This window comes from Halalkalibacter wakoensis JCM 9140, assembly GCF_000513095.1.
In the GTDB taxonomy this organism is placed as follows: Bacteria; Bacillota; Bacilli; order Bacillales; family Bacillaceae_D; genus Halalkalibacter; species Halalkalibacter wakoensis.
The window spans coordinates 1-20,576 of sequence record NZ_BAUT01000043.1; the positions used below are offsets into that span (position 1 = coordinate 1).

At 41.8% G+C, this 20,576-nt stretch carries 21 protein-coding genes and 1 pseudogene; all 22 read left to right on the forward strand.

Going from position 1 to position 20,576, the window contains the following annotated elements; all coding sequences use genetic code 11:
• Positions 1-393 precede the first annotated feature (393 nt).
• The 22 genes and pseudogenes from prfA to JCM9140_RS14940 all read left to right on the forward strand — a co-directional run bounded on the left by prfA (position 394) and on the right by JCM9140_RS14940 (position 20,519).
• Positions 394-1,464 (forward strand): peptide chain release factor 1, encoded by a 1,071-nt coding sequence (gene prfA, locus JCM9140_RS14830; RefSeq protein ID WP_034748101.1) that lies wholly within the window; start codon positions 394-396, stop codon positions 1,462-1,464.
• A gap of 1 nt (position 1,465) precedes the next feature.
• Entirely contained in the window at positions 1,466-2,335 is an 870-nt protein-coding gene (gene prmC / locus JCM9140_RS14835; protein ID WP_034748195.1) for a peptide chain release factor N(5)-glutamine methyltransferase, read from the forward strand.
• Between the two features lie 551 nt (positions 2,336-2,886).
• A complete protein-coding gene (locus JCM9140_RS14840) occupies positions 2,887-3,186 on the forward strand; it encodes a TIGR04104 family putative zinc finger protein (RefSeq protein WP_034748104.1) in 300 nt (99 codons plus the stop codon).
• 98 nt (positions 3,187-3,284) lie between these two features.
• Positions 3,285-3,914, forward strand: a complete 630-nt coding sequence (gene spoIIR / locus JCM9140_RS14845) for a stage II sporulation protein R (RefSeq protein ID WP_034748107.1) — start codon at positions 3,285-3,287, stop codon at positions 3,912-3,914.
• A 332-nt stretch (positions 3,915-4,246) separates the two neighbouring features.
• Positions 4,247-4,690 (forward strand): GNAT family protein, encoded by a 444-nt coding sequence (locus JCM9140_RS14850; RefSeq protein WP_034748110.1) that lies wholly within the window; start codon positions 4,247-4,249, stop codon positions 4,688-4,690.
• Between the two features lie 223 nt (positions 4,691-4,913).
• Positions 4,914-5,954, forward strand: a complete 1,041-nt coding sequence (locus tag JCM9140_RS14855) for an L-threonylcarbamoyladenylate synthase (protein ID WP_034748113.1) — start codon at positions 4,914-4,916, stop codon at positions 5,952-5,954.
• Between the two features lie 244 nt (positions 5,955-6,198).
• Positions 6,199-6,738 carry a manganese efflux pump MntP gene (locus JCM9140_RS14860; protein WP_034748116.1) on the forward strand — a complete coding sequence of 180 codons (540 nt, stop codon included), beginning with the start codon at positions 6,199-6,201 and terminating at the stop codon, positions 6,736-6,738.
• A gap of 149 nt (positions 6,739-6,887) precedes the next feature.
• The gene (locus tag JCM9140_RS14865) at positions 6,888-7,331 is read left to right on the forward strand and encodes a low molecular weight protein arginine phosphatase (protein ID WP_034748120.1); all 444 of its coding nucleotides are present in this window, start codon (positions 6,888-6,890) and stop codon (positions 7,329-7,331) included.
• A gap of 20 nt (positions 7,332-7,351) precedes the next feature.
• Positions 7,352-8,647 carry a methyl-accepting chemotaxis protein gene (locus JCM9140_RS14870; RefSeq protein ID WP_034748122.1) on the forward strand — a complete coding sequence of 432 codons (1,296 nt, stop codon included), beginning with the start codon at positions 7,352-7,354 and terminating at the stop codon, positions 8,645-8,647.
• 23 nt (positions 8,648-8,670) lie between these two features.
• On the forward strand, positions 8,671-9,108 hold the full coding sequence (gene rpiB / locus JCM9140_RS14875; RefSeq protein WP_034748126.1) for a ribose 5-phosphate isomerase B: 438 nt from the start codon (positions 8,671-8,673) through the stop codon (positions 9,106-9,108).
• A gap of 12 nt (positions 9,109-9,120) precedes the next feature.
• On the forward strand, positions 9,121-9,693 hold the full coding sequence (locus JCM9140_RS14880; RefSeq protein ID WP_034748129.1) for a TIGR01440 family protein: 573 nt from the start codon (positions 9,121-9,123) through the stop codon (positions 9,691-9,693).
• 120 nt (positions 9,694-9,813) lie between these two features.
• Entirely contained in the window at positions 9,814-11,064 is a 1,251-nt protein-coding gene (glyA, locus tag JCM9140_RS14885) for a serine hydroxymethyltransferase (protein ID WP_034748132.1), read from the forward strand.
• Positions 11,065-11,491: 427 nt separating this feature from the next.
• On the forward strand, positions 11,492-12,121 hold the full coding sequence (upp, locus tag JCM9140_RS14895) for a uracil phosphoribosyltransferase (protein ID WP_034748138.1): 630 nt from the start codon (positions 11,492-11,494) through the stop codon (positions 12,119-12,121).
• Positions 12,122-12,769: 648 nt separating this feature from the next.
• On the forward strand, positions 12,770-15,040 hold the full coding sequence (locus tag JCM9140_RS24950) for a S8 family serine peptidase (RefSeq protein ID WP_034748141.1): 2,271 nt from the start codon (positions 12,770-12,772) through the stop codon (positions 15,038-15,040).
• 224 nt (positions 15,041-15,264) lie between these two features.
• Positions 15,265-15,492 carry an AtpZ/AtpI family protein gene (locus JCM9140_RS14905; protein WP_034748144.1) on the forward strand — a complete coding sequence of 76 codons (228 nt, stop codon included), beginning with the start codon at positions 15,265-15,267 and terminating at the stop codon, positions 15,490-15,492.
• A complete protein-coding gene (locus JCM9140_RS14910; protein ID WP_034748147.1) occupies positions 15,492-15,884 on the forward strand; it encodes an ATP synthase subunit I in 393 nt (130 codons plus the stop codon). The genes JCM9140_RS14905 and JCM9140_RS14910 overlap by 1 nt, the downstream gene beginning before the upstream one ends.
• A 7-nt stretch (positions 15,885-15,891) precedes the next feature.
• A complete protein-coding gene (atpB, locus tag JCM9140_RS14915) occupies positions 15,892-16,605 on the forward strand; it encodes a F0F1 ATP synthase subunit A (protein ID WP_034748151.1) in 714 nt (237 codons plus the stop codon).
• A gap of 66 nt (positions 16,606-16,671) precedes the next feature.
• Complete coding sequence (gene atpE, locus JCM9140_RS14920; protein ID WP_034748154.1) at positions 16,672-16,884, forward strand: F0F1 ATP synthase subunit C; 213 nt, start codon at positions 16,672-16,674, stop codon at positions 16,882-16,884.
• Positions 16,885-17,052: 168 nt separating this feature from the next.
• Entirely contained in the window at positions 17,053-17,544 is a 492-nt protein-coding gene (gene atpF, locus JCM9140_RS14925; protein ID WP_034748157.1) for a F0F1 ATP synthase subunit B, read from the forward strand.
• Positions 17,541-18,086: a F0F1 ATP synthase subunit delta gene (locus JCM9140_RS14930; protein ID WP_034748160.1), complete on the forward strand. Its 546-nt coding sequence runs from the start codon at positions 17,541-17,543 to the stop codon at positions 18,084-18,086. Before atpF ends, JCM9140_RS14930 begins: the two co-directional genes overlap by 4 nt.
• Before the next feature lie 21 nt (positions 18,087-18,107).
• Entirely contained in the window at positions 18,108-19,616 is a 1,509-nt protein-coding gene (atpA, locus tag JCM9140_RS14935; RefSeq protein ID WP_034748163.1) for a F0F1 ATP synthase subunit alpha, read from the forward strand.
• Positions 19,617-19,662: 46 nt separating this feature from the next.
• Positions 19,663-20,519, forward strand: a pseudogene (locus JCM9140_RS14940) (F0F1 ATP synthase subunit gamma).
• Positions 20,520-20,576 lie beyond the last annotated feature (57 nt).

Here is a 20,576-nt window from a genome sequence, read left to right on the forward strand (position 1 = left end):
CGAAGAAGGTGCGAGTTCGGACAAGAATGAGGTGGAGACGCAGAAAGTTGTCCGAAGAGGGCATAAGTTCGGACAAGAATGAGGTGGAGAAGGAGAAAGTTGTCCGAAGAGGGGATAAGTTCGGACAAGAATGAGGGGAAGAAGGAGAAAGTTGTCCGAAGAAGGCGCGAGTTCGGACAAGAATGAAGGGAAGAAGCAGAGAGTTGTCCGAAGAAGGCACGAGTTCGGACAAAGTAAGGCGATATATAACAGATAACACGCTTCACGTGCTGGCATCGAGTTACAATGAAAAGGAAACTCCTCCTTTTTAAACTGAACTCACATTGACCCATCCTTTGCTCTATACTATAATTAGAATGTTATACACTGGAAAATCTTAATGAGGTGAAGACCGTGTTAGATCGTTTACAATCGGTTGAGGATCGTTATGATCGTCTCAACGAGTTACTTAGTGATCCTGATGTGATAAATGATTCAAAAAAATTACGTGAATATTCAAAGGAACAGTCAGACTTAGAAGAAACAGTCCAAACGTATCGTGAATATAAAGAAGTAAACGAGCAGCATAAAGATGCAAAGGCGATGCTCGAAGAAAAGCTTGATAATGAAATGTATGAAATGGTGAAAGAGGAAATTAGTGAACTTGCTGATCGGAAAGAAGAGTTAGAAGCGCGATTAAAGATTTTATTACTTCCAAAAGATCCGAACGATGATAAAAACGTTATCATGGAGATTCGCGGGGCTGCTGGTGGAGATGAAGCCCAGTTGTTTGCCGGAGATCTTTACAAAATGTACAGCCGTTTTGCGGAAGCGCAAGGTTGGAAGAGGGAAGTTATTGAATCCACCACAACAGAGCTTGGTGGCTTTAAGGAAATTATTTTTTCTGTTAACGGTGCAGGTGCCTATTCAAAGTTAAAATATGAAAATGGAGCTCACCGCGTTCAGCGTGTTCCGGCGACGGAATCAGGTGGCCGTATTCATACATCGACTGCGACGGTTGCGGTTCTTCCTGAAGCAGAAGAAGTGGAAGTGGATATTCATGAAAAAGATATTCGCGTTGATACATTTGCTTCTAGTGGTCCGGGTGGACAGAGTGTTAACACGACGATGTCAGCCGTTCGTCTAACTCACTTACCGACCAATACGGTTGTATCGTGTCAAGACGAAAAGTCGCAGATTAAGAACAAAGAAAAAGCGATGAAAGTATTACGCGCACGTGTTTTCGATAAAATCAATCGTGAAATTCAAGCTGAATACGATCAAAACCGTAAGCTCGCAGTTGGTACGGGAGATCGTTCAGAGCGGATTCGTACGTATAACTTCCCGCAAAGCCGTGTAACCGATCACCGCATCGGTCTAACGATTCAAAAGCTAGAGCAAATCCTTCAAGGAAAGCTTGATGAAATCGTGGATGCATTGATTGTGGAAGAACAAGCGGAAGCGATGCAAAATGCAGAGCAATAAGATGAATGATAGAACGATTCGTGAGGCCCTTCGTTGGGCTTCTTCTTTTTTAGAGGAAAGAGAATTGGAACCACCCGTTGCGGAGTGGTTGCTGCGCCATTATTATCAAGTAAACCGGGCAAAACTGTTGATGATATTAGATGATCAGATTGAGCCTGAGTTGTTCGAACGCTTGAAAGCAGACCTAGATCGCCATGCTCTAGGTTCGCCCGTTCAGCATATTATCGGTTATGAAGAATTTTATGGGCGCCGTTTTTCGGTGAACGAGCATGTGCTCATCCCGAGACCAGAAACAGAGGAGCTCGTTGTAGCGATTACTGAGCTGAAGCAGAAGCTTTTCCAAGAAGAGAACATTTCGTTAGTTGATGTTGGAACAGGGAGTGGAGCTATTTCGGTTACGCTCGTACTAGAGGATGAGACCCTAGCTGTCCAGGCTATTGATATTTCAGAAGAAGCCATTCAAGTGGCGAAAAAAAATGCTACAGACCTGGGTGCGCATGTTTCATTTAAACATGGAGACTTGCTTAAACCTTTGATTGCAGAAGGAGTCCGGGTGGAGGCGGTTGTTTCCAATCCACCATACATACCGCTCACCGACGCGCCAAGTCTAGCTGTTCATGTCAGAGACCATGAGCCTCATTTAGCGCTATTCGGCGGCGAGGATGGACTTGATTTGTATCGTCGATTTATGGAGGAGCTTCCACAAGTGATAACGGACAAAGGCCTCATCGGGTTTGAGGTTGGAGTAGGGCAAGCCAGGGTTGTAAAAGAGATGCTTCAAACAACATTTCCACAAGCAACAACGGAAATAAAAAATGACATCAACGGCAAAGAGCGAATGGTCTTAGCTTATGGGGATATGACGAAATAACGATTTTGCCAGCAAAGAGGATATCCTCTTTGCTGGTGTTTGTTTTTGAAAAAGCTGTTTTAAGTAAAGATTGTTGTAGAATATATCAACTAAGATCCATTGTGCGGCAGCCACTCGGTTCCTCCTTGCGTGTGCGAGTGGAACGAACATATTCAACTATCTAACGTAATAAAGCAAAAATCAGTTTTTTGAAAAAATTAACAGTAGCTGTCATAATAGTAATAGGTGAAAAATGTGTTGGGCCTTTTAATGATTGTCTTAACGGTTATCATCGTTTTATTTTCAACTGTGGCTCTTTATAAGGGTTGTTTCTAAAGGATGTTGCTCTGAAGAAGGTAATACTCAAAGTGAAATGGAGCGGAAGTCACTCGACTCCTGCGGGAAGAAGAGGTAGGGGCGAGACACCTCTGGCGTAGCCGAGGAGGCTCGGCACCTCCCCGCGGAAAGCGAGTGGCTGCAGTGTAATGGAACGAACATGGGCAGAACACATAAAAAATCAGTAACTAAGGAAAAGGAACATACGTCTCATTTCAAATAAATAGGAGGTTTCAATGGTGTTACCTATTTGTTGGTCATGTCAAAAGCCATTTCGCTGGAAAGAACTTTTATTTTTTATTGAAGGTCGAAAAAAGTGTAAGCATTGCGGGGCTAAACAATACTCAACGACTCATTCAAAATGGCGGTCGGGTGTGCTCGTTTTACCAATCGTGTTTATCCCATCACTCCTTCGACTACTATTTGACTTTTCTTTTATTTGGCAGCTTGTGCTCATTTTCGGATTGTTCATCGTCTTTTTTGCCATTGCTCCTTTTTATTATCAGTTTACAGACAAGGAACAACCACTGTTTTAATCGTTGTATGAAATCTACTAAAAATTTTTTTTAGAATCATAGTTTAAAATCGCACCGTCCTGTCCACAATGTTTTTATGAAGGGACGGTGCTTTTGAAATGAAACCAAACGTAGTTATTTATCTATTATTCTCTTTATTTGTGTTAATTATGAACTGGGAATCTCAAAATGCAGTGGCGGTTGCGTCTTTACATAATGAAGTTAGTCAAGAGGATGCGGTTCGGTTACGCATTTTAGCAAATAGTGATTCTGTAAGGGATCAAGCATTGAAGCGTGAAATTCGTGATGAAGTGAATGCGGCGATCACAGAGATGGTTCTTGGTGTGAGCGATTTAGATGAAGGAAAAGCGATGATTGAAGATAATCTAGCAAAAATAGAAAAAATTGTAGAAGATGAGTTGGCAAGAATGGGTCTTGATCAAGATTTTGAAGTCAGTTTTTCAGAAGTTGAGTTTCCGACAAAGTTATATGGAAACATTGTTTATCCAGCTGGTTTGTATGATGCGATATTGATTACGCTAGGTGAAGGAAAAGGAGAAAACTGGTGGTGTGTGCTATTCCCGCCGTTATGTTTTCTTGATATGGCAAATGGTGATGCAGTAGCAGCGGATGCTGAGGTTGAAGAAGATGTAGTGGAAGAAGAGGGAGAAGAAGTAGAGGTTGCATTTTTCGTAGTTGAAATTTTCTCGAAAATAAAAGAGCGTATCTTTTCTTCTGAAAAAGTATAAAAGCTTCTATGTTAGGATAGTTAAAGGTCGAAATGAACCTTTGACTATCTTTTTTCATTCGAACGTATTTATCTAGCATAAAGTGTACAAGCTCCACATAACAATCTAGTAATAGATTAAGAGAGGGCACTGAAAAAGGACGGTTTTCACCTTTTTCAATGCCCTCGAAGGAATGTGTGAAGCCGTTGCAATCTTTTCGAAAAGCTTGGTATGAATGGGTTTCTCATACCAGGCACGCAACGTGCGGAGCCAATCCTACTTTAATAAGAGGCACTGAAAAAGGTTGGTTTTCACCCTTTTCAATGCCTTCAGATTAAGAGAGGGTGGAGTTTATGGGGATTGTTGTTCGTAAAGGTGAAATGCGCGATATGCTTCCAATTCAGAAATTAGTCGCAAAAGCAGGTTTAAGAGATCAAGGAATTGAACAATATATTGAAAGCTTTCTCGTTGTAGAAGATGAAGAAGAAAACATGATCGGTACGGTTGGAGTCGAGCAGTATGAACAATACGGACTTCTTCGCTCACTCGTATTAGACTCTCCAATTTGGAATGCGAAGCTGAGTCTTGAGTTTTTACAGCTAACATTAAAATATGCGGAAGAACAACAAATTGAAACCGTGTATTTATGTGCAAAAGGGACGAATGCCTTGTTTCATCAGTTAGGTTTTCGGGAAGTAGAAAAAGACGAGGTTCCAAAAGCGATCAAAAACTCGGAACACTTCAGGAAAAATGCAAACGGTGATGCAAAAGTGTGGGCATGTGAGTTAGAGCAGTAAGTTGTGGAAAAGTGAATAAATAATGGGAGTTATCTACAAGTTGTCCACAGTTGTGGACAACTTGTTTTTGTGGACAAGAGTGAGTTTTGTCGAATAAAAGAAAGGAAAGACGTTGTTTCGTGAATGAACATACTGATTTTATAGGGTTTAAGTCGAATTTTCTTCGTTTTGTTGACATCATTAGACAACCCTTGCAAAATGGAGAAGATAGGAGAGATGAACAGTGAGTTATAAACAGACAAAAATTTGGAGTGTGGATAACTCTTTTGAGAGTGAGGAAAACCTCCGTTTGCTAAGGGAAGCTGCTCTGTGGATAAAAAAGGGAGAGGTGATTGCTTTCCCTACGGAGACGGTGTATGGACTTGGTGCAAATGCGTTAGAGGAGGAAGCGGTAAAGAAAATCTTTGAAGCAAAAGGCCGTCCTAGTGACAACCCGCTGATTGTACATATTGCCGAAACCCATCAATTAAAGGAGCTAGTAGCGGATATACCTACTGTTGCTGAACAGTTAATGAAGCATTTTTGGCCAGGCGCATTGACGCTTATTTTTAAGAAAAAACAGGTGGTGGCTCCAAGTGTAACAGCTGGATTGGAAACCGTAGCCGTTCGGATGCCGGACCATGACGTAGCAAGAGCATTATTGAAGGAGGCGGGCGTACCGGTTGCAGCGCCGAGTGCCAATTTATCAGGAAAACCAAGTCCGACGACGGCTCAGCATGTGTATCATGATTTAGTAGGGAGAATTAGAGGAATTGTCGATGGAGGGAAAACGGGGGTCGGCCTTGAGTCAACGGTGTTGGATTGCTCGAAGCCTGTTCCGGTACTTTATCGGCCAGGAGGGGTAACAAAAGAAGAGATAGAAGCAGTCATTGGTCCGATTGAGGTGGACCCGGCACTTTTAGCAGCCGATCAAACGCCAGCATCGCCTGGAATGAAATATAAGCATTATTCCCCTGTGGGCACCGTGTATTTAGTACAAGATACAGCGAAAATACCTGATCTAGTTTCACGGGCGAAAAAGGACGGAAAACGTGTTGGGGTGTTAACAACCGTTGAAAATGAAGGGAAATACGAAGCGGATGTTGTGGTTGCGTGTGGGAGTAGAATGAAACTAGCAACCGTTGCTAGTGAATTATATCAAAGTTTACGAAGATTCGATGACGATGAAGTGGAAGTCATCTTCGCGGAAATGTTTCCGTATGAAGGATTAGGGATCGCCATCATGAATCGCTTGGAAAAAGCTGCAGCAGGAGAAATTCGTTAGGGAAAACTCAGGAATGTCTGAATAAGCTGGGATTTCAATTAGTGCCCGAACGAGAGAGGAAGTTAGGGAAAGGTAACGAAAAGGTTCGATTAGTGCCCAACCAGAGCCCCAAAAAAAGAAAAGGTCATCAAAACCGTAAGAATATCCCGCAATTGAACCACAAAGACAGCCAACACAAAGTTGGTTGTCTATTTTTCTTTGGACGTGCATACATTGGTCATAGCATGTACAAGGAGTGGATTCGATGGGGGAGATTTTTACGCTTTTCATCATGGCTAGTGCGCTAGGGATGGATGCCTTTTCAGTGGCACTTGGAATGGGTATGCTTGGACTGCGATTGAAGCAAATTTTTAACATAGGTGTCACTATTGGATTGTTTCATATTATTATGCCTTTATTAGGGATTGCGACTGGGAAGCTATTATCGAATTATTTTGGCATGATTGCGACATTGATTGGTGGTGGCCTTTTATTAATTATTGGACTGCAAATGGTTCTATCTTCTTTTAAATCGGATGAAGATGACGGGATGATGCAGCCAGTTGGATTTGGCTTACTTATGTTCGCCTTAAGTGTGAGTTTGGATAGCTTTTCAGCAGGTTTAAGTTTTGGTATGTTAGGGACGAAGACAGCTTTAACGGTTCTTATGATGGGAATTGTTAGCATGGTATTAGCGTGGGCCGGACTCATAATGGGGTCGAAATTCAAACATTATGTCGGTTCATATGGCGAGTTGCTTGGTGGTTTTATTTTAATAGGGTTTGGGATTAAGCTCATTTTTTAGTGAAGCTTTGAAACCAATAAAAAGGAAGCAATTGCCACGTTGTCTATACCGTTTTTAAATACGTTATGATACTATGGAACATAATAAGGTATAGGGAAGTTTCACAGAAAAAAGGATAGCTCAGAATTAGAAAGGACGTTGTTCATTACATGAAAAAAGTGTTATTCGTTTGCACAGGAAATACTTGTAGAAGTCCGATGGCTGAAGCGCTTTTACGCTCAAAGTTCGGTGAGACCGTTCAAGTGAAATCTGCAGGCGTGCAAGCTTATCCTAACAGTCCGGCATCGGAAGGGACGAAGGCGGTACTAGCTGAAAAGGGAATTGAATTCGACCACCTTTCACAGCCTGTGACAGACGAGCTTCTTCATTGGGCAGATATCGTTTTAACGATGACAAATTCTCATAAAGAAATGATTAAGATTTTTTATCCTCATGTGAATGAGAAGCTCTTTACATTAAAAGAATATGTTGATCCACAAAGCGATGATATCGATATTGCGGATCCGATAGGTGGTCCAATAGAGGCTTATCGTCAAACGGCTGAACAAATCGAACAATGCTTAAAAAAAGCATCACATAAATTTACAGAATAATCATAACGGGGTGGAACACGGTGGGGGAACGGAAAACATACCGAGCTAGTATTCGAAAGAAGCTAGTAATCGGAATTAGTGGCTTGGCGGTTGTAACGTTTGGGTTTAGTGCCATTTTTATTTTCTTTTTAGCGGATCTATTAGAAGGAGTTCTTGGGCTTAGCGGGAATGCCTTTATTGTTTTCACATTGGTAAAGGGAATTTTTTGGAGCGGGGTACTAGGTTACATCGCTGCACCGTTGATTACGAAGCCTCTAAGGGAAGTGGAGGAGGCAGCTAGACGAGCTGCTGCTGGTGATATTCAGCGTGACATCATCGTTTCAAAGTCAGATGATGAAATTAGAGCACTTGGTCTCGCTTACAATGAAATGCTACATAGTTTACGTAACATGGTACATGATATTGAGAATAATTTTAACGGGACCAATCAAAAAGTAAGTGAAATCTCTTCTGCATCAGAAATCGCGTCTACAAAAGCAGCGCAAATCGGTTCGACGATGGATGAGATTGCAAAAGGCGCAGAAAACTCAGCATACGCCATTCAAAATACAGCGGAATCAATGGAGGAAGTGACCTCTATTGCAGAACAAGTCCAAAAACGAGCAAAAGATTCCAAGCAATCGTCTGACAGCATGGTTCTCCGTTTAACAGAAAGCAGAGAAGTCGTTCATTCGCTCGTCCAAGGGATTCAACAGCTCGCTTTTGATAATGAACAATCATTAGAGGCAGTAAGTCGCCTCGAAAATCAAGCAAAAGAAGTTGGAGATATTATTTCCCTTGTGGGAGACATTGCTGGGCAAACGAATTTGCTTGCCTTAAATGCCTCGATTGAAGCAGCGCGAGCAGGTGAGCAGGGAAAAGGATTTGCTGTCGTTGCGGATGAAGTGCGAAATTTGGCGGATGAGAGCGCCAAAGCGGTTAAAGGGATTACAGATTTGATTCACAATATGCAAAATGAAGTGAAAAATGTTGCCGAACAAATTGGTGAACAAGTCAAAGTAGCCTTGCATCAATCCGAGCAAGGAACAACAACGAACAAATCGATTGGAGAAATGGAAAAATCGGTTAAAGAAGTGGATGCGTTTATTGCAGATATCTCGCATATGATTGATCGCCAAATGGAATCAATAAAGAAAACAACTCAAGAATCTCAAGAGGTTGCAGCCATTGCTGAAGAAACATCGGCAGGCTCATTAGAAGTGTCCGCTATGACCGAGCAGCAATCATCGGTCATCACAGAGATGGAAAATATTGCACATGAGCTGTCGGATCAAGCTAGAAAATTAAAAGCGACGATCGAACGGTTTACAACATAAAGAAGAAATTGGGGGAAAAGAAGATGAAAGTAGCCATTGCATCAGATCATGGCGGATTACAGATTCGCGAAGAATTAAAAAACTTAATGGATGAACTGAACATTGAGTACGAGGATTTTGGTTGTGAATGTACGACGTCTGTTGATTACCCGGATTATGCGTTGCCTGTAGCTGAAAAAGTAGCAAGCGGAGAATTTGACCGTGGTATTCTCGTCTGCGGAACAGGGATTGGTATGTCGATTGCGGCAAACAAAGTCAAAGGAATTCGTTGTGCCCTCGTTCATGATATGTTTACAGCAAAGGTTACACGGGAACATAATGATAGCAATATCCTTGCGATGGGTGAAAGAGTCATTGGAGCAGGTCTAGCTAGAGAGATTGCTAAGACATGGCTTCTTACGGAATTCGAAGGTGGTAGACACGCCAAGCGAGTACAAAAAATTACAGAGTACGAAGGATAATGGAGGCGCATCATGACTCCTGTTAATCAGATCGAACAAATTAAAGAGCAGCTAATAACAGCATTAGAGGACTTACAGGAGGCATTTCCGCTTTCGGAAGATGTCCTTCTTGTTGTTGGGACAAGCACGAGTGAAGTGATTGGTTCCCATATCGGATCAAACGGTTCTCATGAAGTGGCCGAAGCGATTTACGACGTACTTTTTGCCTTGCAAGAAAATACAGGAGTGAAATTGGCTTTTCAATGCTGTGAGCATTTAAACCGCGCCCTTGTACTGGAAGAAAGTGTTGCGAAAGAACATGGGTATGAACAGGTGTCCGCCATCCCTGTTCGCAAAGCTGGTGGTGCGATGGCAACGTATGCGTTTAAGAAAATGAAGCACCCAACGCTCGTTGAAGATATTCGAGCAGATGCTGGAATCGATATTGGAGATACGCTCATCGGCATGCACTTGAAAAAGGTAGCTGTTCCAATTAGGAGCCGGATAAAATCGATTGGTGAAGCTCATTTTACAATGGCAATAACAAGGCCAAAGTTAATTGGTGGCATTCGTGCTGTTTATGAGAAAACGAATGAACATGAATAAAAAATAAGTTTTTCTTCATTTCATACGGAAATAGCGTGATATTTGTGGTAAGATAAAAGCGAATAAGATGTATAATGGTTTGAAAACCGAAATATATAAGCAGTTGGAAGGGGAATAGAGATGTTGAATCAGAAGCCATTACAAGAACAAGATTCAAAAGTGTTTGAAGCTGTGCAGCAGGAGCTAGGTCGCCAACGTGACAAAATTGAATTAATTGCGTCAGAAAATTTCGTCAGTGCAGCGGTTATGGAAGCTCAAGGTTCTGTATTAACAAATAAATATGCAGAAGGATATCCTGGCCGTCGTTACTATGGTGGCTGTGAGTATGTAGATATTGTTGAAGATATTGCTCGTGATCGCGCAAAAGAAATCTTCGGTGCAGAGTACGTAAACGTTCAACCACACTCGGGTGCACAAGCAAACATGGCTGTGTATTTCACGATTTTAGAGCAAGGTGATACGGTTCTTGGGATGAATCTTTCTCACGGTGGTCACTTAACACATGGTAGCCCTGTTAACTTCAGTGGTGTTCAATATAACTTCGTTGAGTACGGAGTAGACAAAGAAACGCAACGCATTGACTATGATGTTGTTCGTGAATTAGCAAAAGAGCATAAGCCGAAGCTAATCGTTGCTGGTGCAAGTGCATACCCACGTGAAATTGATTTTGCGAAATTCCGTGAAATCGCTGATGAAGTTGGAGCTTACTTAATGGTTGATATGGCACACATCGCTGGTTTAGTAGCAGCTGGTTTACATCCAAACCCTGTGCCACACGCTCATTTTGTGACAACAACTACACACAAAACATTACGTGGCCCTCGTGGTGGTATGATTCTTTGTAAAGAGGAATTCGGTAAAAAGATTGATAAATCGATCTTCCCTGGAATTCAAGGTGGTCCACTTATGCATGTAATCGCAGCAAAAGCTGTTTCATTCGGTGAAGTATTAACGCCAGAATTCAAAGCTTATGGCCAAGCGATTATTGATAATGCGAAACGTCTTTCAGAAAAATTAATGAGCGAAGGCATCAACATCGTATCTGGTGGAACAGATAATCACCTTCTTCTTCTTGACTTACAATCACTTGGCTTAACTGGTAAAGTAGCTGAGCACGCTCTTGATGAAGTTGGGATTACGACGAACAAGAACACGATTCCTTTTGACCCACAAAGTCCATTTGTGACAAGTGGTATCCGTATCGGAACTGCTGCTGTTACATCTCGTGGTTTCGGTGTGGACGCAATGGATGAAATCGGCTCAATTATTGCTTTGACACTTAAAAATGTTGAAAACGAAGAGAAGTTGGAAGAAGCTCGCAAGCGTGTATCTGAATTAACTTCGAAGTTCCCAATGTATACACATCTATAAGATGAGAAAAGCTGAACCTTTGAGGGTTCAGCTTTTTTGTATGTGATGTTTGTGGCAGAGAGGCGCGGTGGGTGGCGTAGCGGACTTTGGAGGACACAGGATCCGTTATTTTTGCGAAATGGACAGTTTTTCTAGGGTAAGAGGACAGACGTTCCGCTATTTCGGGATTTCAGGTGGAAAAAGCCTTCTATTTGGGCCAATAGCGGAACCACAGTCCGCGAAAGTGCAAAAACAGGCGTTTTGGACACACATAACGGATCTGGTGTCCGCCGCTGTGATGCCTAATTAATGATTCTTTTATAATCAAGCTGAAAATTCATAATTTTACTTTAACTAAACGATTCTACCTTAAACCTTGAAGGGGAAATGCTTTTTATGTAGAATCTTGTAGAAGCAACGTATCGAACCATAAAGGAGCTAAAAACCTATGAGCAAAGTGTTTGTGTTTGACCACCCTTTAATTCAGCATAAACTAACGTATATCCGTGATAAAGAAACAGGAACAAAAGAATTTCGTGAGCTAGTTGATGAAGTAGCGGGATTAATGGCTTTCGAAATTACACGTGATTTACCTCTTCAAGATGTAACAGTAGAAACGCCGGTAGGAGCAGCGAAGTCAAAAACAATCGCAGGGAAGAAATTAGGATTGGTACCGATTCTTCGTGCAGGACTTGGCATGACGGATGGAATTCTCCGAATGATTCCAGCGGCTAAAGTAGGTCATGTTGGATTGTATCGTGACCCAGAAACGTTAGAGCCGGTTGAATATTATGTGAAGCTTCCAACAGATGTGGAAGAGCGCGAATTTATCGTGATCGATCCAATGCTTGCAACAGGTGGATCAGCAATTGAAGCGATCAACAGCTTGAAAAAGCGCGGAGCAAAAACGATGAAGCTGATGTGTCTTGTGGCGGCACCAGAGGGAGTAAGAGCAATGCAAGAAGCTCACCCCGACGTGGACATTTTCTTAGCAGCACTTGATGAAAAGCTAAATGAAAAAGGCTACATTGTTCCAGGTTTAGGCGATGCAGGAGACCGATTGTTTGGAACGAAATAATTAAGTTAAAAAGAGGCGATCTTAAAAAAAGATTAGCCTCTTTTTTGCGTGGTTTCATTCATATATTATAGATTGAACCTTAGGTGTTAGTTCATTTCGGACTTGAAAAAAGGAGCCTCGATCTCGCTCCCGGGATGGGGGCACGCACCTGCAGGCGGGCGTTGAACTAACCGGCTGCGTCGGTGGATTTCAACCTGCCCTTCCCTCCTGCTGGAGTCGGCCTCCCACCCGTCCGCTTTGTTGAGAGGAACGATAAAAACTCCCCGAGAAACAAAGTCTAATGACGTTGCAGGTCTGTTTCATACGCAAATTAAAGAGGCTACCATGACATTGCAGTGAATCTCAAGAGAATAATATAGGTTTTAAATGAAAAAGAGTAACAAGTTAAAGGTAAGTAAAAGTAACCCTAGCAGGGGAATAACACGTAGACTCCTGCGGGAGCAGTGACCCACGTGTGAGACCCCGGAGGCTCACCGGGCACCCGCGGAAAGCGGAGTGTTATTCCCCTGCGGCAGTTAGGCACTTTCCAGTGACCTTTCACTACCCTTCTTTTGCTTGATTCTAAGGAATGTTGAAATAACTCCACTGCATGATTTCGCAATCTCTGTTCATACTATCTACATATGAAAAATGGTGGGGGAGATGGATATGAATCGAGTAATCGCGTGTATGTTAGTACTAACGATGATAGTTTGTAATGTCGGTCTAGCTTCTGCTGAAGCTGCCATATACCCAGAAATCCCAACCGTAGGAAAGGTGGATCAATCGAACGAAAAAGTCATTGTCATTGCAACGGCAAATGGCAATGTTGAAGAAGCTTTGCAGCAAGTAAATCTTGCTTTTCCTTCGAGTAAAGTACGAAAAACATTTAAACGAGCATTGAACGGATTTTCGATTGAGTTATTAGAAAGCGAAGTAGACATGCTTCGAGAGTTGCAAGGAATTGAACGGGTTGACCAAGTTGTTGATTATAAAGCGAATCTAGATAGCAGTGTTCCTTTTATCGGCGCTGATGAGATTAGAGGTAAGCTTGACAATAACGGAGAGCATTTAACGGGAAAAGGAATAAAAGTCGCTGTTATTGATACAGGCATTGACTATAAACATCCTGATCTCGAAGCCAATTACAAAGGTGGCTACGATGTCGTTGATTATGATCATGATCCGATGGAAACTGTTGCATCACAGGGACCACCGACGCTTCACGGAACTCACGTTGCTGGGATCATCGCAGCAAATGGGCAAGTAAAAGGAGTCGCGCCAGAAGCGGATATTTACGCATATCGAGCTTTGGGGCCGGGTGGTCAAGGAACGACAGAGCAAGTCATTGAAGCGATTGAAAAAGCGATTGAAGACGAAGTGGATGTATTAAATTTATCGCTTGGAAATACGGTTAATGGACCGGACTGGCCAACAAGTATCGCCTTAGACAAGGCGGTTGAAGAAGGCATTGTTGCGGTTACGTCGAACGGAAACAGCGGACCGAATATGTGGACAGTTGGCTCGCCGGGAACGTCGACCAAAGCGATATCAGTTGGGGCGTCTGCACCCCCAATCAAAACTCCTTATGTGACAATAGCTGGTCTTGATAAAGAGATCTCGCTTTATCCAATAGGTGGAACACTGCCGTGGGCATTAAAACGAGATTTTGAACTCGTTGATGTCGGGTACGGATTGAAAGAAGAATGGGAAGAGGTTGATGTAAACGGAAAAATCGCTCTTATAGAAAGAGGAATGATCCCTTTTTCGGAAAAAGCACGCTACGCTCTTGACAATGGTGCTAAAGCCGTTCTTATTTACAACAATCTCCCAGGTTCCTTTGTTGGTGCGGTAGAACAAGGAATGAAAATACCGGTAGTAGCGATTTCAAAAGAAGATGGGGACTGGCTATTAGAGCAACTTGAGGAATCGAAAGAGAGCCAATATGCACGGACCATTTACCGGAACGAGGAAGATTTTATCGCCCCATTTAGTTCGAGGGGACCAGTCACACAAACATGGGAAGTGAAGCCGGATCTTGTTGCCCCGGGTGTTTCCATTGATAGTACAGTGCCAAAAGGATATTTGGGATTAAACGGGACGAGTATGTCCGCGCCGCATGTTGCGGGTGCGGCTGCATTAGTCAAGCAAGCTCATCCTGACTGGACTCCTGAACAAATCAAAGCAGCATTAATGAACACAGCGAAAAAACTCATAAATGAGGACGGAGAGCCGTATTACCCTTATGAGCAAGGGGCGGGAAGATTACAAGTGAACCGAGCGATTGATGCGAAAACACTTGTCTATCCTGGTGCTTTAACATTTGGGAAATGGTCAAAAGATGATCCCCGTGAAAAAAGGAAAGTGACGTTTACGATTGAGAACCACGATAACCATACGAGAACTTTTCATGTGAAACCACCATTTGAGTTACCTGATGGATTGCAATGGGATGTACCTTTTTCAACCGAAATCAAAGCGGGAGAAAAGAAAGAGGTAACCGTTGAGTTGGATTTATTTCCTGCTGTATTAGCCGAAGGAATTCATCATGGTGATATTGTGGTTGAGGGCGGGAAAGATCCGATTTCGATTCCATACGTATTCTTTATCGAAGAGCCGAATTATCCACGAGCTATGGCCTTTAACTTTGGACATGGAGATCGTCCTGGAGAGTACCGTTATGAAATGTACTTACCAGGTGGAGCTGAGGAGATGGGTATTGCCCTGTATGACCCAGACACGTTCCAGTTTGTCAAGTTTTTAGACGTGAAGGAAGACGTTGGCAGAGGCATGGTTGGGAAAGAATGGGACGATCTCGACTTGCCAGATGGTACGTACAAAGCGCTAATTTTTGCAAAGAAAGATGGAAAAGAAGACACGATTGAGACGAATATAACAATAGGAGCCTTACTGCCAGAAGGCAAAAAAGATGAGGATTAGGGTCAGACTCTCTTAAGGGGCTGACCCCCTTTTGTGAAGTTTTTTGACAGATATGTGAACACAGACTAAGTCGTCTTAAATATGTAGGGAAACGCATTGACACAGGGTTTTCACTATTGTACGATTAAAAAGGTTGTGATGAGAAGGTTTACATATGTAAAATTGTGTGATGAATTGCTAAGTGTATTTGCCGAGAATGATTCATGCAAAAGAGGAGGCTTTTAATGACCGATGGAAAACGAAGTCCATGGCGTGCTATTGTACTCGTTTCTATTATTTCCTCTAATGTTGTAGGGGGAACAGTCGGTGGAGTTTTCCTTGGATTGTGGCTTGGCAACCTATTTGGTTTAAAACCGTTTTTTCTTATCACTTGTTTGTTTTTAGGACTTTCAGCTGGGTTATACGGTGTGTTCCATGCTGTTAAACCTTTTCTAGGAGACGATAAAGAGTAATGATGTCACTTGATGGGAAGATGAAACATTATACAATTGCAGTAAGTGTCATTTTAGTACTCTTTATGGCAGGCTATTTTCTAACAGCACTGAAACCTCATTTCCTTGGACTTTCACTAGGGCTTGCTTTTGGTTATCTTAGTCTTTGGACAACTTTTAGAAAAGCAAAAGTGATTGGTGAAGTCGCCTCTGGGTTAAAGAAATATTCAGTGTTTTCATACTCAGTTGCTGGCTTTGGCGTCATAATTCGAATTGGTTTGGCAATATTATGTGTGTGGCTTGCTTTAATTTATCCACAAAGTCTGCATCTGATTTCAGTCATTGCAGGGTTCTCCCTGATTTATATAATTATTATGACAGACATGCTTTTAGAATTCGGTAGAAAGAGGTGAGAACATTATGGATCATATAGCACCCATGAGGGAGTTTATGGGCTTGACGTTTAATATGTCTACAGTTTTAATGACAACTGTGGCATGTCTTATCGTATTTTTAATCTGTTTTATCGGAACACGTCAAATTTCAATGCGCCCGTCAGGACTGCAGAACTTTCTCGAATGGGTTATTGATTTCGTTCGTGGAATCATTAAGGCAAACATGGGATGGAAAGTAGGCGGCCAGTTTATTGCGCTCGCATTCACACTTTTATTCTATGTGTTTGTAGCAAATATGCTTGGGATTCCATTTGAAATTTACAATAAGAATACCCATGAGGTTTGGTGGAAGTCACCGACTTCTGATGTTGCATTAACCTTAACGTTGTCAGTTCTAGTTATTCTCATGACACATTATTATGGGATCAAAATTAGAGGGTTTGGAGATTATTTGAAAGATTATGTTAGACCAGTTCCATTTCTGTTACCTTTTAAAATCATTGAGGAATTCTCCAATATGTTGACGCTTGGAATGCGTCTATTCGGTAACGTTTTTGCGAAGGAAATTTTAATGGTCTTACTAATTGGATTGGGTACATCAGGTTTATTAGGAATGGTCGGAGGATTTTTACCGACGATGGTATGGCAAGCATTCGGTATATTTATTGGTAGCTTGCAAGCCTATATCTTTGCGATGCTAGCAATGGTATACATGGCACATAAAGTTGAACATCATTAAACCATGCTCTATTTTGAGCGTTTAAAATACTGAAAAAACTTATTATCCTTAAGGAGGACTTATCTCATGGAAGCATTAGCAGTAGCAATTACAGCAGGTTTAGCAGCAATCGCAGCAGCGTTTGGTGTAGCAATTATCGTCAAAGCAACAGTTGAAGGTGTAACGCGTCAGCCAGAATTACGTGGTGCTCTTCAAACACTTATGTTTATCGGTGTTCCTCTTGCAGAGGCTGTTCCGATCATGGCAATCGTTATTTCTTTCCTATTACTATTCGGATAATTGCGCAAATTGCACATAATAATGGCGACAGTGTCTTATTTTTAAGACCTGCGCCATTCGTTGTGTAGTGTTACTAATTCAATTCAAAACGTACGAAACTGCTTTAGAAACAGTTCTTTCAAACATAAATCAAATGAATCTTCACATCCAAGAAAGGAGTGAACCGATATGGGTTTTGTAATTCCATGGGGATCCATACTTTATCAACTAGCGGCATTTTTAGTTTTACTTTTCTTCCTCAATAAATTCGCTCTTAAGCCGTTACTTGGAGTAATGGAAAAACGCGAGCAATTGGTTAATGAAAACATCGACTCAGCTGAAAAGAGCCGTAAAGATGCAGAGTCTTACATTGAAGATCAACGTAAAGAGCTTGAAAAAGCAAAGCTTGAAGCTCAAGAAATCATTCAACAAGCGAAAAAGCTTAGTGAGCAACAAGGTCAGGACATATTAGAGCAAGCGCGCGAAAATGCTGAACGTTTGAAAGATTCAGCGTTAGCGGAAATCCAACGCGAAAAAGAACAAGCAGTATCTGCTCTTCGTGAACAAGTTGCAGGTCTTTCTGTTTTAATTGCTAAAAAAGTAATTGAAAAAGAACTAGATGAAAAAGCACAAGAGAAATTGGTAGAAGAGTATTTAAAAGAAGTAGGCGATAAGCTATGAGCAATCATGCAGTAGCGAAACGTTATGCATCTGCCCTTTTTCAGCTTGCTAAAGAAAAACATGATCTTAAGAAAGTAAATGAAGAGCTTCAGTCTGTGAAAACAGTCGTTGAAACGACACCTGAACTCGTTCAATTTCTTAATCATCCTAAAATCACGGTAAAACAAAAGCAAGCTCTTGTTCAAGAAAGCTTTAAAGGTTTAAGTGATATTAGTGTGAATGCGCTTCTTTTATTAATTGACCGTAAGAGAACAGACATTATCGTTCCAATGGTTAATAAGTACAAAGAATTAGCTTATGAAGAACAAGATATGGCAGAAGCACTTGTGTATTCAACAAAGCCATTATCAGAAAAAGAACAAAATCATATTGCGAAAGTATTTGCGAAACGAGCAAAGAAATCAAAACTTGAAGTGATAAACATCGTCGATCCAAAACTAATTGGCGGAATTAAGATCCGTATTGGGGATCGTATCTATGACGGTACAGTCAAAGCGCAGCTTGACAAGCTTGAGCGCAATTTAACTGCCGGAACACGCTAGTAGAAGATAGGGGTGAAAGCAATGAGCATTAAAGCAGAGGAAATTAGCTCTCTTATAAAACAGCAGATTGATCAATTTCAGTCTGATGTACAAGTACAAGATGTAGGTACAGTTATCCGTGTTGGTGACGGTATCGCCCTTGCTCATGGCCTTGAAAATGTTATGGCTGGTGAGCTGCTTGAATTCTCAAATGGGGTTATGGGAATGGCTCAGAACCTTGAGGAGAACAACATCGGTATTATTATCTTGGGTCCTTACTCAGATATTAAAGAAGGTGACGAAGTAAAACGTACTGGTCGTATTATGGAAGTACCAGTAGGTGAAGAGTTACTTGGTCGTGTCGTAAATGCTCTTGGACAGCCAATTGATGGTTTAGGTCCGATTGCTACTTCAATAACACGTCCAGTTGAAAACAAAGCACCGGGCGTTATGGCTCGTAAATCAGTACATGAGCCACTTCAAACAGGAATTAAGTCAATTGATACAATGGTTCCAATTGGACGTGGTCAACGTGAGTTAATCATCGGTGACCGTCAAACAGGTAAAACGTCAATCGCAATTGATACAATCTTGAACCAAAAAGATCAAGATATGATTTGTATTTACGTTGCCATTGGACAGAAGAAAACAACAGTTGCAGGTGTAGTTGAGACGCTTCGCGCACGCGGTGCTCTAGACTATACAATCGTTGTATCTGCGAGTGCATCTGACCCAGCACCGATGCAATTCTTAGCTCCATATGCGGGTGTATCAATGGGTGAAGAATTCATGTATAACGGCAAGCATGTGTTAATCATTTATGATGATTTATCTAAGCAAGCTGCTGCTTATCGTGAGCTTTCATTATTGTTACGTCGTCCTCCAGGTCGTGAGGCATTCCCAGGGGATGTATTCTACTTACACTCTCGTTTACTAGAACGTGCAGCGAAGTTGAACGATGATTTAGGTGGCGGTTCGATTACGGCTCTTCCTTTCATCGAAACACAAGCAGGTGACGTATCTGCCTATATCCCAACAAACGTAATTTCAATTACAGATGGACAGATTTTCTTACAATCTGACTTATTCTATTCTGGTGTACGTCCAGCCGTTAACGCAGGTCTTTCTGTATCACGTGTTGGTGGTTCTGCACAAATCAAAGCAATGAAAAAAGTTGCGGGTACACTTCGTCTTGACTTAGCGGCATACCGCGAACTAGAAGCATTTGCTCAGTTCGGTTCTGACTTAGATAAAGCAACTCAAGCGAAGCTAAATCGTGGTCAACGTACAGTTGAGGTGTTAAAGCAAGATCTTAACAAACCACAACCTGTAGAATACCAAGTAACGATTATTTATGCTCTTACAAAAGGATTCCTAGATGATATCCCAGTTGCTGACGTTCTTCGTTTTGAGTCTGAATTATTCACATGGTTCGATCATAACAAGAAAGACATTCTTGAACACATTCGCACAACTGGTGGTCTTCCGAACGAAGATGAGTTCAAAGCTGCGATCAGTGAGTTCAAAAAAGGATTTGTTCCTAGCAACTAATTCTAGATAGATCGTATTAGTTTTTGCGAAAAGGTGGTGAAAAGAAATGGCTTCAATGAGAGAAATAAAAGGACGAATTACTTCGACGAAGAAGACAAAGCAAATTACAAAAGCGATGCAGATGGTTTCAGCGGCTAAGCTAAACCGTGCACAACAAAATGCACAAGCATTCCAGCCATACACGGAAAAAATTCGTGAGGTTGTGGCAAGTATTGCTTCTTCTTCTACAGAAGTTTCTCACCCGATGCTAGAAGAGCGTCCGGTTAAGAAAACTGGTTATGTTGTCATTACGTCTGACCGTGGGTTAGCAGGTGGCTACAATGCGAGTTTAGTTCGTTCCCTTCTCAAAACAATAAGTGAACGTCACAAATCACCTGATGAGTATGGAATCATTGTCATTGGTCGAATCGGACGTGACTTATTTAAAAAGCGTAATCTTCCAATCATCCAAGAAATCACGGGTCTTGCCGATCAACCAGATTTTAATGATATTAAAAATCTGGCTCGGACAACAGTTGAGATGTTTGCGGATGAGGTGTTTGATGAACTTTACATTTGGTATAACCACTTTATAAGTGCATTAACACAAGAGGTAACGGAGTCTAAGCTCTTACCGCTTACGAATATTACGGAAGATACAACGACTACGGAGTATGAGTATGAGCCGTCTGAACAAGCCATTTTAGAACGTTTATTGCCACAGTATGCAGAGAGCCTTATTTACGGTGCCTTGCTTGATGCAAAAGCAAGTGAATTTGGAGCACGTATGACGGCAATGAGCGCAGCTACAGACAATGCAACTGCTCTCATCGATGATTTAACGTTAGTTATAACCGAGCGCGTCAAGCAGCGATTACACAAGAAATTACAGAAATCGTCGGCGGGGCAGCCGCTCTCGAATAGAACAGGATAAGGCTGTCTCATTAGGGGACTGTTCTCCTATTGAGACAACCTTCTTAA